Consider the following 12,423-nt stretch of genomic DNA (forward strand, 5'->3'; position numbering starts at 1 on the left):
ACGGATGAAGAAAGGCTCGTTCGTGTTGAGACTTTAAACAAAAAAGATAATTAGATAGAGCATACTAGGCTTTGAGCAAATAGTCATTTAAGCATTAAGCGTTTTTTAATATGATGCCTACTAATTCATAAAAAAAATTTTGAAGTAACAAGGTGAAACCTTGCTTTGGCATTACATAGTTGCTTAATTTTTAATCTAAAGTATTGAATTTATTGTTGTTTTAAAAAATACGCATTTTCTCATTTAATGGAATAATTTTAGTTAAGATTAACCATATGTATAAGGAAGCGGCTATGGCATTTATGAAGAATTATTGGAGTCGATTACCAGACTTTAGTTTTAGTCATATTCTCTTAAGAATTCCTTTGGGTTTAATATTCATTCAACAGGGTTTATCTAAATTACCATTTGATCCTGCCGGCGGTGAATCTTTTGGGTTGATTCCAATTGTTTGGACGGTAGTTGTCTATGGTGAAATTGGAGCGGGGGTAGGCTTATTGATAGGTGCTTTAGCTACTTTACCGGTTTTGCGAGATAGCTTTTACTTTTCTGTTCTTGGGGATTTATTAACACGGTTTTGCGGTATTACGATGTGTTGCATTACAGCTGGTGTAATTTGGGTGGTGATAAAACCAGAGAGCTTGATATCGTTTATGTTGGCTGACTATTTACATTTTTCCCTTTGGGCAGGAGGCCTTTACTTTGGGCTTCGAGGCAATTGGACAGTTGCATCGCAAAAACAGCAAGCAATAGTCAAAACTACCTAACTTTGAGATATTTTCTATCTTTATTTTGAAGCTTTATTACCTAAACGGCATTGCACAGTTTATTACACAGTCCCGATTTATGCGTCTAAGTCATTGAAATATACAGACATTCCAGCAGCCACGAATTCTTCTAAGGCGTAGGTCGCACGTTCGAATCGTGCTGGGCAGGCCAAAAATTCTCTACCCCCCCATCCTTTTAAATCAAAGAATAAACTATGTTACTGTTACTGCATGCTGAGCATTCTTAAAAATACCTTCAGTAGTGATTTATGCCAATCTATTCTGGAGACCATGCTTTTGCAGGGCTACGATTCTATTCTTATTACCGATGCATCAAATAACCCCAAAATTACCTATACTAACCCAGCGTTCACTCACCTGACTGGCTACAGCGCAGATGAAATTCTTGGGAAATCTCCAAAGATTCTCCAGGGCTCAAGCACCTCCCAAAAGGTTATTCAACGCTTACGGCAATGTCTCATTGATGTCACGGTCTTTGAAGGTGAGACCGTAAATTATAAAAAAGATGGCACGATTTTTATGATGAACTGGCGCATGATTCCAATTATTGACAATGGAGAATTAAAAGCCTGGTTAGCAATCCAACGCGAAAAAGTTGTCACATGGTTACCAGATTAATAGACTACATTATCTTTTATAAGCTGTAAGTCATTGAAATATTAATATATTTCAGCAGCCATGAATTCTTCTAAGGCCCAGGTCGCACGTTCGAATCGTGCTAACCAAGCCAAAAAGTTAACACTACAGCTCCAAAGAAAATTTCTTCTTGAATTCAGTTTTGTTAAAAATAGAGTGGTTGAAATCAAGTTTTGTTTCTAGGTGGTACAGACTTCCACAGATATAGTATCCAGATGACACAACAGACGTACAGAATCGTAAAGAACTCCAGCGGTAAATCCCAGTATAGGATCTTGCTGATCTGATCGGCCCAAAATGATTTTGGGGCAGCAGCATGACGTAGTAATGCCTCTAAGACTGTCAAAGGACAGGTAATGTGAAAAACAGCCTCTATGGCAATTAGTGCCATAAGTCCTGCATGTATTTGGCGCATGCGTCTTGCTCGCACCCATGACCAATGCCAGTGAGCGCCGAGAGGGATTAACAGCATACCAAGCACTAAAAAAACAGTGATAGCAAAATGAGCAAGCAGCACTAAGTCAGCTAATAAGGTCATGAAAAAAGCATACACAATGGATTAGGTAATATCAAATGTCGTTTTATCCAATAAACCTACTGCACAATTGATTGCACAGTGCCATTTTTACGCTGCAAGCTCTTAAAAAATATGGATTTTCTAACAACTACGAATTCTTCTCAGGCCCAGTTCGCACATTCGAATCGTTCTGGGCGGGCCACTAAAGTTCTATCCCATCCTTTTAAATCAACGCTAAGCTGTTAAATCAAGCAACTAAGACAGCATTCACTTAGTTGTCTACATACTTATCCAGTTTTCTGTCTAGTTAGGCTTGATAGGGGGGGTAAACGTGAAAAATCTAAACAAGGCCCTATAGAGGCATCCTATGAACGATTCCCAGAAGAAAGCGAAAGCCACGCTAGATGCCTTACTAAGTGATAACAAGGTGATTATTGGCAAAACAATGATTGAGCGCCAGAAATCCAAGTAGCAGGTATTCTTTTCTATGTTTATCATATGAATACTAATAATAGTTTTAATAATGTTTAAGTGAGGCTTATTTATGCGTTTAATACTTTTGATGGCACTAATTACTCTTAGCGGATGCGCGGCAACTGAATTACGTCCTGATGCTCAGCGCGTAAGGTTATTAACTTCACCTCCAAATTCTGATTGCAAACAACTCGGCGATGTCACAGGTGGACAAGGTAATTTCTTTACTGGCTATTACACATCCAATTCAAATCTTCAAGCTGGCGCTATTAACGATTTAAAGAATCAAGCTGCCGCCATGGGAGGCAATGCTTTACTAATCCTATCAAATACCCCAGGTCTTTATGGTGGCACTCAAACCACTCTAACAGCGACTGGCGCTGTTTTTGCTTGCAAGAATTAAGTACAGCCGCCTAAAAGTTTACCCAATGCGATTTCTAATGTAAGCACGCTAAGGATATTTCCTTAACCCAAATTAACTGACAATTGGCGTGCATTTTGCGAAGGGCTTACATGAACAGATGAAAAATTTTTTCATACTATGTACTTGCATATTTTTTATGAATGGATGTGCAAACAACCAAAAGACGCAGCAATCTGAAGGAAATCCTGATAATTCGAAGAACTTAGATCTTATGAATTTAGGTATGTGTATGATGTCTGGCACATCACCTTATGTCTCGCAAAATATGATTAATTGCAGAAGGTAGGGGGTAAGCTTCAAGAAAGGACTTCTGCTCGACTTACCGTACCCCAAAATTGTGCCTTCACTCTCTATCAGAATTGATGGCCTAAGGGCTCTAGGCTGATAAATTTAGTTAAAGAGCAAGTTTGTATTTATCGGCGATTTCAAACTCTGCTGGCTATACAGCTTCAGATATTGGCACTCTGAATACGGATATTGAATTGCTGCAACTAGCTTGCTTTAATTACCTACCGTATTTTCAAGCTTACCAAGCCCTTCAATTTCAATTGAAATAATATCGCCAACTTTCAAGGGGCGGGGCGGCTTCATTGCGTAACCTACCCCAGAGGGTGTACCAGTAGCAATAATATCTCCCGGTTCAAGGGTAAGACCAGCTGATAACTCAGTAATAATTCGCGGAATGGAAAAAATCATTGTTGACGTATTCCCATTCTGCCGCAGTTCGCCGTTCACTTTTAAGCGAATTGCTAATTGATGCGGGTCAGCAATGGCAGACTTGTGAGCGACCCATGGACCAATTGGGCAACTACCATCTAGACTTTTGCCCTTAAACCACTGCCCGTGCCGCCGTTGAACTTCTCGGCCAGTAACATCATTCAAAATGGTGTACCCAAATATAGCGTCATTGGCCATGTCTTCTGTAATATTTACCCCGCCCTTACCAATCACAATTGCTAACTCAGCTTCATAATCTAGCATAGCAGTTAAGCCAGCGTGTAGAGGTATTGTTGCACCATGCCCAATTACTGCAGTTGGCGCCTTAGTAAATAATTCAATAAATTCTGGAAATAAATTTGGCTCGCGGCCCTGTGCTATGTTGCCTTCAATGATGTGCTCGCGATAGTTACGGCCAACGCAAAAAATATTTTTATGGGGTTTGGGTATGGGGGCTAACCACTGCAAATCATGAACATCAATCCATTTACTCGCAGACTTGTGTAATTTCGCAGCAATTGCAAGTCCCGCATCACCACTGGCAATTAATTCACCAACATTACTTGGCGCAAAAGCTTCAGGCCAAATTTCTGTTAAATCTACCAACGCTTCTAATTTTGAATTTTGAGCCATTCCTAGTTGCGGACTACCATTTAAATCAAAGGTACAAAAATACATAAAAGCCTCTCAAATAATTCTTTATGGGATCACTGCAATTGCATTCATTTCAATTAAGTAATCTGGTGAAACAAAGCGTGATATTTCAACCATGGTGGACGCAGGTAATGGTGCTTTAAAATATTCACGTCGTACCTTGTGTATGACATCAAAATGCTCCATGCCGATCACATAGACATCAACACGGCAAATATCTGCCATCGTTCCGCCTGCTGCCTCAACTGCATTCTTTACATTCTCACAAACCTGTCGTATTTGTGCCTCCATGTCACCAATTCCCGCAATCGTACCATCAGGTTTATGTGCAGTCATACCAGAGATAAAGACTAATTTACCTTTAGCTTCCACTACTGTTGCTTGCGAAAAGTGTCCGCCAGGTTTTTTAATATTAGTTGTTGAAATTTCTTGCTTTGCCATAGATTCTCCTAAAAAAAGTAAAGTGATATTAGTTGGGCTGAATATTCAGTCGATCAATGATCGTCGTCCAACGAGGAATCTCTTTATTCATCTGATTGGATAGATCTTGGGGAGTACCGCCGACTAATTCTCCACCTCCAGCAGTTACCTTTTGAATGAGTTCAGGATTTTTTATGGCCTCGTTCAGTGCTTGGTTTAATTTATTAATGATTTCAGGAGAAGTTCCTTTGGGCGCTAACAAGGCCATCCATGACCCCATATCAAGACCGCTATATCCAAGCTCTCCTAAGGTCGGTACATCAGGTAATACACTTAAACGCTTACTTGAGGTAATCGCTAAGGCTCGCAATTGACCTGATTTAACAAAAGGGGCTGCAGATGGCACTAATTCTAGGGCTACATCAGTTCTGCCACCAACCATATCGATTAATGCTGGGCTACTACCTTTATAAGGAACATGAACCCATTTATTACCCATTCGCTCTTGAAAATATTCCCCCATTAAATGTAATACGCTTCCAGTGCCTGCAGATGCCATATTAAGTTCTTTGGTTTTTGACAGCTTAACTAATTCGGCAATGTTATTGACTGGTAAATCTTTACGAATTACAACAATGCCAGGATTATTAACAAACCAAATAACAGGATCTAAAGACTGGCGAGGATCAAAATTAGCTTTTTTAAAAATGGATGGGCTAACTGTTAGCGGGCCCGCAGAACCAACTGCAAGTGTGTAGCCATCTGGCGCTGCCCTAGCAACCTCTTCCATTGCCGACATTCCACCTACACCAGGGCGATTTTCGATGATAAAAGTTTGATTAAAAGCTTTTTGTAAAATTTGGGCCATCATTCGTCCGGCTCCATCCACAGCGCCACCAGCTGGAAATCCGACAATCATTTTAACGGGGCGATTCGGATAATCTGACTGAGCATAAAGATTCTTACTGCCGAATAAAATCAATGCAATGGGTACAAAAAAGAAAATCTGCTTTATATTTTTATTCATCATGAATCCCTTAGAAATATTTTTTTAAAATACACTAAACCTTATCAGCAGGATAGGAACGTAAAGTTGCCACGCATTCAATTTAACACTTAACGGCATCACCAGGAGCGTTACTTAGTCTTCAGGCTCAAATTAGTCTGGCTTAGCAAAACCACCTGTGGCAGCAGCACGCCCACCAGTCAATTCCTCTCAATTCCATGGTTCTCGGTGCGTATGCCACACCCCAGTTCAACATCTTAGACCCACTATTAACTGATGATTTAGCGTTTTTTTAACGCCTCTAAGGTGTCGGTTGCACGTTCGAATCGTGCTGGACGGCCCAAAGATCTAACTGGCCGATTAGATCTAGTCAAAAAAGCCGATTTTATGGTGTTTGGTTGACTAAATATTGACGATTGTTCGCCAAAACCCTATAACCTGATATCTTTTACTTTCCTTAGATCTATAAAAGAATTAACCTAAAACCATCATTGAATCTGCAGGGGTTGTTATGAGTGGAAAACATGCAATTTATGTGATTGTGAAATCTAAGGACGGGCAGATTGAGAGTAAAGATCCTGGCCTGCTGAATTTAATTAATCGCCATCACTGCGATACAACTTTGACTGTTTTTCATAAAGACTGGAATGCCTTTTGCCTGCATCATTTTGGTTATGTATTGGAGATCGTTGATGTAGGTTACCAGTGGTCATATGAGTAAGCGCATCTATTAATAAATTACATAGGGAGCTAGCATGGAAATAAAGATAGCTAAAAATTCACCTTATCCAGTAGAGGTAGTCAAAGGCCAGACCTACTATTGGTGCAGTTGTGGCTTAAGTAATAAGCAACCCTTTTGCGATGGGTCACATCAGAGAACAGACTTAGTACCTGAAGAATTTATTGCATCAGAGAGTAAAACAGTCTATTTTTGCGGCTGCAAACAATCTGCTAATGGGCCATTGTGCGATGGAACTCATAAAACTCTGTGAAGGCCCCCAAGGCATAGCTTGCCTTTGTTTTTTCCCTCAGATTTATAGCCCTAGTCTCTAATTACTCAAAAAAATAGCTAACTTATTACCACATCATATTGATGATGCTTCATACATTAACGAATGGAACTCACTATATTTACAGCCTTTAATCCATTTGGATTTTGGCGTAGTCAATCACCTTACGCCAGCGCTCAGTATCGGTCTTCATAAACTGAGCGGCACGCTGTGCATTCATAAAGGTTACAGTAGCGCCTAAGCGTGAGATTGCTTCAACCATTTCTTTGCGTCCCACAATCTTCTCTAGCGTAGCTTGCAAGAGTTGACTCGCACTATCGGGGATGCCCTTAGGGGCAGCAATACCAAACCATGCCGAGACCTCGAAATTAGGATATCCAGATTCAATCATGGTCGGCACATTGGGAAGGGCGGGATTGCGTGTAGCAGTAGTAACCGCCAGGGGCTTTAACTTATTACCATTAATGAGACCTAGCGCAGGCGGTAGGTTATCAAACATAAAATCCACTTCTTTTGCGACCAGCCCTACATTTGCAAATGTCGAGCCACGATAAGGAATATGAACCACAAAGATACCCGCTTGATTCTTGAGCATCTCGGCACTGAGGTGCAGTGATGTGCCATTACCATTAGAGGCGTAATTGAGTTTTCCGGGATTCGCCTTTGCTCGTTTGACTAAATCGGCAACAGTATTAATCCCTGATTCTGGGTTGACTAACAAGACATTGGGAAGTTGTCCTAGAATAGCAATAGGTTCAATGTTGGCTGGGTTGTAAGGCAGACTCTTATATAGAGCAGGGCTAATACTCAGTGGAGCGGAGGCCATTAAAAGGGTATAGCCATCTGGACTTGCTTTAGCAACATCGGCCGCTGCTACATTACCACCCGCTCCTGGTTTGTTTTCAATAACCACGGGCTGACCAAGTTCTTTTGAAAGCTCTGGACCAATCAGGCGCGCAGCATTATCAATTAAGCCGCCTGGAGGGAATGGTACTACCAACTTAATAACACGATTGGGATAGCCTTGCGCATTGACCGCGGAATAGGGAGCGAAAACGAACAGGAGAACAAAAACATTAAGCAGTAAGCGATGCATTATTTATTCCTTAATTTTGATTTATATTTCTTTTTATCACCAAATAGACCTCTACCAGCTAGGTGTTTACCTTAATTTATTACAATCGGTTTACCAAATAGCGCCAAATAAGCGACGTAATTCTTCAATCTGCACATCACTTAGGGGCGTTGCCTGACAGTTTGACATCAACCAGAGCTTAGCGGTTTCCTCTAACTCCTCAAGAACATCGCTAGCCGATGATGGCGATTGATGCCAGACTACTGGCCCAAGTCGGTCAAGCATGACGCCACGGATCGGCTTAGCTATTTTGAAACCCTTGGTGATATATTCAACCACCATAGTAGCTACTTCGGCATCACCAGGGCGTCGATATTTAATAAAAGGGATATGACCAACCTTCATGATGTAATAAGGAGTAATCGGAGGCAAGATATCTGCTTCACTCCAGATCCCTCTGATGCTCAAACTCACTAGATGGCTGGCATGAGTATGAATGACGCAAGACGCTTGAGTATTTGCTAAATAAATACTACGGTGTAGTAATACCGTTTTTGAGGCGGGGGATCCACTGATTTGCTCGCCATTGGGATTAACGAGCGCAAGCTCATGGGGGACTAAATTACCAAGACAAGCATCCGTTGGAGTAATTAAAATGTTTCCATCATCTAATCGAATACTGATATTTCCTGCACTTGCGTGCACATAGCCACGTATATAAAGAGATGCGCCAACCCTACATATTTCTGCGCGAGCTTGTGATTCAATCATGATGTAAGTTCGATATCTGTGTAAATGATTTTGTAAAAAAATCGATGGAACCAAAGTTCCCTGATTTTAAGGCTACGTGGATAGTCTCATCTTGACAGCATGGAGAGCTTGCTGACATCCACGGTACCCCTGGATCAATTTGTGGACCAATGGTCATCTGTTTAATTCCTAATGCTTGCACAATAGCACCCGAGGTTTCTCCACCAGCAATCACTAATTGGCGAACACCAATTTGAACTAAATCCCTAGCGATCTCTGCGAGTATTTTTTCAATATACTCACTTGCCTGAATTGCTCCCAATTTTTCTTGTATTAATTTCACATTATCCGGCTGTGTAGTGGCATAAATAAGAATCGGACCATTCTTAAGATGAATTTTTGCCCACGTAATTACTTGCAGTACCATATTTACTTGAGATATATCTGCAAGCGGATCGATTGCAAAAGCAGGCAATCCCCTTTGACAAAAGTCTAGGACCTGTGCATTGGAGGCTTGTGAACAACTGCCTGAGATCACTGCTTGATGGCCTGAAGCAGGAGGCAGTATATCGGCGCTCTCATTTAAATCTAATAAACCACGAATCCGCCAGTTATTCGGTAAACCAATTGCTAGACCTGAGCCTGCGGTAACAAGAGGTATATTCGCAATAGCCGAAGCAATAGATCCTAGATCTTGACTACAAGTAACATCAACCACTGCAATCGCAATACCTTCTTTTTGAAGTGCATGGAAACGAGCCCGAATTTCAGTAGGTCCAGCACGTACAGAGGCATAATTTACTAGGCCCACGATACGTTGAGTTTGTGCTTGCATGACCCGAACTAAATTTGCGTCAGTCATGGGAGTAAGCGGATGATTGCGCATTCCACTCTCTGAAAGAAGTTCATTTCCAACAAAAAGATGACCGTTAAATATGGTTCGTTTAGCCTCAGGAAAAGCAGGGCAGACAATTGTGAAGCCTTTACCTTCTCCATATATTGCATCCATTAGGGCTTCTGTCACTGGACCAATATTACCCTGCGGTGTTGAATCAAAGGTTGAGCAATATTTAAAATAAAACTGTTCAACGCCCTGCGCTTTTAACCATTCATAAGCTTGTAAAGACTGCTTGATAGCTTCATGGGAAGAAATGGTTCGCGACTTGAGGGAAATGACGATAGCATCTGTATTCAGCGTTTGTGAATCCGCTGGCACACCAATAGATTGAATGGTTCGCATTCCTGCACGAACTAAGTTGTTCGCTAAATCACTTGCTCCCGTGAAATCATCTGCTATGCAACCTAGAAGTGGTCGATGGATCCGTTTTTCCAACAGAATTATCCTTTTATGACACAGGATACTGCTTGTGGGTATCTCAAAATATATGCCCGAATTAAACTCACAACAGAAGAATCTGGATTTAATCCTAGCTGGGTTGCGCGCAGATGACTAAATTGACTTGGCCATGAACTTACAATTGCATAAACCTGAGGATCTACTTTCCATTGAATTAAATTAGCCACGTCCTTTCCAGCAACTTCTTGTAATGCGTTTGCCATCTCGCCAACAGTAGTGCTTAGGGCAGGGAGGTTGACTGCTATGGGTGCACCCCATATTGAGGACGGAGATTCAAGGGCACATAATAAGCCTTCAAGCGTTTTATCCAGAGAGGAGAGAGCCACTCGCGTTTCTGGAGGAACTGGAACAACGCTGTTCTGTCCTGATAAAGGCTCTCTCAACATTCCACTTAGAAAGCTTGATGCTGCCCCATTTGGTTTTCCAGGTCGAATGGAAACGGTCATTAGGCGAATATTGCGTCCATAAATTAAACCCTTTCGTGTGAAGTCAGCAACTAACTGCTCAACCATAAATTTTTGGATTCCATAACTACTTTGTGGTGTTGGTTGGTCGATGTCTGAGATGCTGCTTGGTAATACATGGCCAGGAGGCGCTCCAAAAACTGCAACAGAACTAGGAAATACAAAAACAGGGCGTTGTGCTTGGTGACGAATTGCTTGCAGTAAATTTAAACTCACCTGTAAATTACTCTGCAAGCCTAGGTCTAGGTTAGCCTCACACTCTGCACTGACAGCAGCAGATAAATGAATGACTGCATCAATCTTGTTTAGCGGGAGAGTTTTAGAGCTAATCAAATCATTTAAGTCGCCAATAAATGAGATAACGCGACTCTCCGCAGCGAGATCATCAGGTAGCTTGTGTAAATCAGTTAAAAAGAGTGTGGTGAGTGGAGCAGGTGTTCTGCCTTCAATTTGAATAAGCGGTTTCTTTAAAAGCTCCCGGGCTAGACTCGAACCCAAGAAACCACTACCCCCAGTAATTAGTATATGCATATGATTTTTTTATAAATTATTTTGCATCTGGTAATTTAATACCCGGAAATATCTTAATAACAGCCGCATCGTCCTCGCGACCATATCCCGCCGCAGAGGCTTGCATAAACATTTGATGGGCTGTCGCCGCCAAGGGCAGCGGAAACTTGCTTGCGCGAGCGGTATCGAGAACAAGACCTAGGTCTTTTATAAAGATATCGACTGCGGAAAGAGCGGTGTAGTCTGCCTGTAGGACATGTACCATTCGGTTTTCAAACATCCAACTATTACCAGCACTATGCGTAATGACCTCATAGAGAGCATTAGGATCTACCCCTTCACGAATACCTAAGGCCATTGCTTCAGCCGCTACAGCAATATGAACACCGGCCAATAGCTGATTGATAATTTTTACCTTACTACCAAATCCTGCACGATCGCCTAATTTGTAAATATTACTTGCCATGGCCTCTAAAATATTTCCTGCTTTTTGATATGCATCAGTATGACCAGAGGTCATCATTGTGATTTGGCCAGCAGCTGCTTTTGTAGCACCACCAGAGATGGGAGCATCTAAATATAGAAATCCTGAATTATTTAGGCGTTTCTCAAGCAAAGCAGACCAATTAGGATCAACTGTTGAGCACATAATAAAGAGTGATTGCTGCTTCAATTCATTTACTGCACCATGTTCACCAAACAGGATGGTTTCAGTTTGCTCCGCATTGACAACCACGCTAATGATGATGTCAGATACTTTTGCTAGTTCAGAAGGTGTCTTAAACGCCACCCCCCCAGCCAATGCAAAATCCTCAGCTACTTCGAATCGTACATCGCAAACATTTAAATCATAGCCATTACGGCGTAAAGAGCTGGCCATACCTAATCCCATGGCGCCAAGGCCAATGAGACCTATGGATGGTGAGTTTTTGGTATTAGTAGTCATAGATCCTAGCTACAAATATAAAGGGTTAAGTGCAATATAGATCCCATTGTATGTCTGACGTATAGTTTATGACACAGTGCTATTTTAACGCTGTAAGTCATTGAAATTATTAGACATTCCAGCAGCAACGAATTCTTCTAAGGCCTAGGTCGCACGTTCGAATCGTGCCGGGCAAGCCAAAGTCCTGACTGGCCGATGAGATCTCTAAAGAATTTAGAACTGGTCAATTCCTCCCTGGGTCACCAAGAATCTCAATAGCCCACTTGTAGGGGTATTTTTCTTTTGGTCTGGTAAGAGGGTTTCGTTGATTAGGTTGACGTTACTTTGCAGTATTACTTAAAGGCTATTTCTGAAAAATTGCAACTAAAGTCTTTAAACGTTTTAGAGCTAGAGGAGTTGGCAAAACATTTTTAATTCTTTTATCAATTGGGTCGATGTTAACTTTAATCAGATTTAGTTTAGCCAGTTCTTTTGTAACAGCATGGAGCGTTGCCTGAGATCCAACTGTTTTTAATAAAATAATCTCTTTGATGTGGCAGGTCTTATGAGAAAGATGTTTTTCACATATAAAGTCTAAGATGAAGGCTTGCCTATCGTTTATGTGATAGCTTTTATTGATTAATCTTGCTTTGTCGATTTTGGATAAGCATTCCAACATGACCTTTACCATCGCTT

Annotated in this window: 15 protein-coding genes; 5 read left to right on the forward strand and 10 right to left on the reverse strand. The window is 41.3% G+C overall.

Annotated features, from left to right (window positions below; all coding sequences use genetic code 11):
- Positions 1-293 precede the first annotated feature (293 nt).
- Both ABWP14_RS11005 and ABWP14_RS11010 read left to right on the forward strand, forming a co-directional pair.
- A complete protein-coding gene (locus ABWP14_RS11005) occupies positions 294-767 on the forward strand; it encodes a DoxX family membrane protein (protein ID WP_353203018.1) in 474 nt (157 codons plus the stop codon).
- A 231-nt stretch (positions 768-998) separates the two neighbouring features.
- Positions 999-1,406: a PAS domain-containing protein gene (locus ABWP14_RS11010; RefSeq protein WP_353203019.1), complete on the forward strand. Its 408-nt coding sequence runs from the start codon at positions 999-1,001 to the stop codon at positions 1,404-1,406.
- 184 nt (positions 1,407-1,590) lie between these two features.
- Here the strand turns inward: ABWP14_RS11010 and ABWP14_RS11015 are convergent, their stop codons facing one another.
- Entirely contained in the window at positions 1,591-1,962 is a 372-nt protein-coding gene (locus ABWP14_RS11015; protein ID WP_353203020.1) for a DUF2784 domain-containing protein, read from the reverse strand.
- Positions 1,963-2,485: 523 nt separating this feature from the next.
- On the opposite strand from ABWP14_RS11015, the gene ABWP14_RS11020 reads away from it, so the two are divergent.
- Positions 2,486-2,818, forward strand: a complete 333-nt coding sequence (locus ABWP14_RS11020; protein ID WP_353203021.1) for a DUF4156 domain-containing protein — start codon at positions 2,486-2,488, stop codon at positions 2,816-2,818.
- 522 nt (positions 2,819-3,340) lie between these two features.
- On the opposite strand, the gene ABWP14_RS11025 is transcribed toward ABWP14_RS11020, so the two are convergent.
- Genes ABWP14_RS11025 through ABWP14_RS11035 form a run of 3 tightly spaced genes read right to left on the reverse strand, consistent with a single transcriptional unit; the run spans position 3,341 to position 5,657 of the window.
- On the reverse strand, positions 3,341-4,234 hold the full coding sequence (locus ABWP14_RS11025; RefSeq protein WP_353203022.1) for a fumarylacetoacetate hydrolase family protein: 894 nt from the start codon (positions 4,232-4,234) through the stop codon (positions 3,341-3,343).
- Between the two features lie 21 nt (positions 4,235-4,255).
- Complete coding sequence (locus ABWP14_RS11030; RefSeq protein WP_028819450.1) at positions 4,256-4,651, reverse strand: RidA family protein; 396 nt, start codon at positions 4,649-4,651, stop codon at positions 4,256-4,258.
- A gap of 28 nt (positions 4,652-4,679) precedes the next feature.
- Positions 4,680-5,657 (reverse strand): Bug family tripartite tricarboxylate transporter substrate binding protein, encoded by a 978-nt coding sequence (locus ABWP14_RS11035; RefSeq protein WP_353203023.1) that lies wholly within the window; start codon positions 5,655-5,657, stop codon positions 4,680-4,682.
- A gap of 490 nt (positions 5,658-6,147) precedes the next feature.
- On the opposite strand from ABWP14_RS11035, the gene ABWP14_RS11040 reads away from it, so the two are divergent.
- Positions 6,148-6,357, forward strand: coding sequence for a hypothetical protein (locus ABWP14_RS11040; protein ID WP_353203024.1), 210 nt, complete (start codon positions 6,148-6,150; stop codon positions 6,355-6,357).
- Between the two features lie 34 nt (positions 6,358-6,391).
- The gene (locus ABWP14_RS11045; protein ID WP_353203025.1) at positions 6,392-6,628 is read left to right on the forward strand and encodes a CDGSH iron-sulfur domain-containing protein; all 237 of its coding nucleotides are present in this window, start codon (positions 6,392-6,394) and stop codon (positions 6,626-6,628) included.
- Between the two features lie 148 nt (positions 6,629-6,776).
- Here the strand turns inward: ABWP14_RS11045 and ABWP14_RS11050 are convergent, their stop codons facing one another.
- From ABWP14_RS11050 to ABWP14_RS11075, 6 genes are all read right to left on the reverse strand, one after another.
- The gene (locus ABWP14_RS11050) at positions 6,777-7,742 is read right to left on the reverse strand and encodes a Bug family tripartite tricarboxylate transporter substrate binding protein (protein WP_353203026.1); all 966 of its coding nucleotides are present in this window, start codon (positions 7,740-7,742) and stop codon (positions 6,777-6,779) included.
- A 90-nt stretch (positions 7,743-7,832) separates the two neighbouring features.
- The gene (locus tag ABWP14_RS11055; protein ID WP_353203027.1) at positions 7,833-8,492 is read right to left on the reverse strand and encodes a class II aldolase/adducin family protein; all 660 of its coding nucleotides are present in this window, start codon (positions 8,490-8,492) and stop codon (positions 7,833-7,835) included.
- Positions 8,485-9,804, reverse strand: coding sequence for a 3-oxo-tetronate kinase (gene otnK, locus ABWP14_RS11060; RefSeq protein ID WP_353203028.1), 1,320 nt, complete (start codon positions 9,802-9,804; stop codon positions 8,485-8,487). Before otnK ends, ABWP14_RS11055 begins: the two co-directional genes overlap by 8 nt.
- Before the next feature lie 5 nt (positions 9,805-9,809).
- Positions 9,810-10,823, reverse strand: coding sequence for an NAD-dependent epimerase/dehydratase family protein (locus ABWP14_RS11065; RefSeq protein ID WP_353203029.1), 1,014 nt, complete (start codon positions 10,821-10,823; stop codon positions 9,810-9,812).
- 16 nt (positions 10,824-10,839) lie between these two features.
- Positions 10,840-11,748 (reverse strand): L-threonate dehydrogenase, encoded by a 909-nt coding sequence (gene ltnD / locus ABWP14_RS11070; protein WP_353203030.1) that lies wholly within the window; start codon positions 11,746-11,748, stop codon positions 10,840-10,842.
- A gap of 343 nt (positions 11,749-12,091) precedes the next feature.
- On the reverse strand, positions 12,092-12,423 hold a 332-nt coding region (locus tag ABWP14_RS11075; RefSeq protein ID WP_353203031.1), incomplete at its 5' end, for a winged helix DNA-binding protein.

This window comes from Polynucleobacter sp. (genome assembly GCF_040400325.1).
Taxonomy (GTDB): domain Bacteria; phylum Pseudomonadota; class Gammaproteobacteria; order Burkholderiales; family Burkholderiaceae; genus Polynucleobacter.

Bases quoted from the DNA above. Each gene is read 5' to 3' on its own strand.
- ABWP14_RS11050 (WP_353203026.1), bottom strand. From the start codon at position 7,742: ATGCATCGCTTACTGCTTAATGTTTTTGTTCTCCTGTTCGTTTTCGCT.
- ABWP14_RS11025 (WP_353203022.1), bottom strand. From the start codon at position 4,234: ATGTATTTTTGTACCTTTGATTTAAATGGTAGTCCGCAACTAGGAATG.
- ABWP14_RS11030 (WP_028819450.1), bottom strand. From the start codon at position 4,651: ATGGCAAAGCAAGAAATTTCAACAACTAATATTAAAAAACCTGGCGGA.
- ABWP14_RS11040 (WP_353203024.1), top strand. From the start codon at position 6,148: ATGAGTGGAAAACATGCAATTTATGTGATTGTGAAATCTAAGGACGGG.
- ltnD (WP_353203030.1), bottom strand. From the start codon at position 11,748: ATGACTACTAATACCAAAAACTCACCATCCATAGGTCTCATTGGCCTT.
- ABWP14_RS11005 (WP_353203018.1), top strand. From the start codon at position 294: ATGGCATTTATGAAGAATTATTGGAGTCGATTACCAGACTTTAGTTTT.
- ABWP14_RS11010 (WP_353203019.1), top strand. From the start codon at position 999: ATGCTGAGCATTCTTAAAAATACCTTCAGTAGTGATTTATGCCAATCT.
- ABWP14_RS11020 (WP_353203021.1), top strand. From the start codon at position 2,486: ATGCGTTTAATACTTTTGATGGCACTAATTACTCTTAGCGGATGCGCG.
- ABWP14_RS11055 (WP_353203027.1), bottom strand. From the start codon at position 8,492: ATGATTGAATCACAAGCTCGCGCAGAAATATGTAGGGTTGGCGCATCT.
- ABWP14_RS11015 (WP_353203020.1), bottom strand. From the start codon at position 1,962: ATGACCTTATTAGCTGACTTAGTGCTGCTTGCTCATTTTGCTATCACT.
- ABWP14_RS11035 (WP_353203023.1), bottom strand. From the start codon at position 5,657: ATGAATAAAAATATAAAGCAGATTTTCTTTTTTGTACCCATTGCATTG.
- ABWP14_RS11065 (WP_353203029.1), bottom strand. From the start codon at position 10,823: ATGCATATACTAATTACTGGGGGTAGTGGTTTCTTGGGTTCGAGTCTA.
- ABWP14_RS11045 (WP_353203025.1), top strand. From the start codon at position 6,392: ATGGAAATAAAGATAGCTAAAAATTCACCTTATCCAGTAGAGGTAGTC.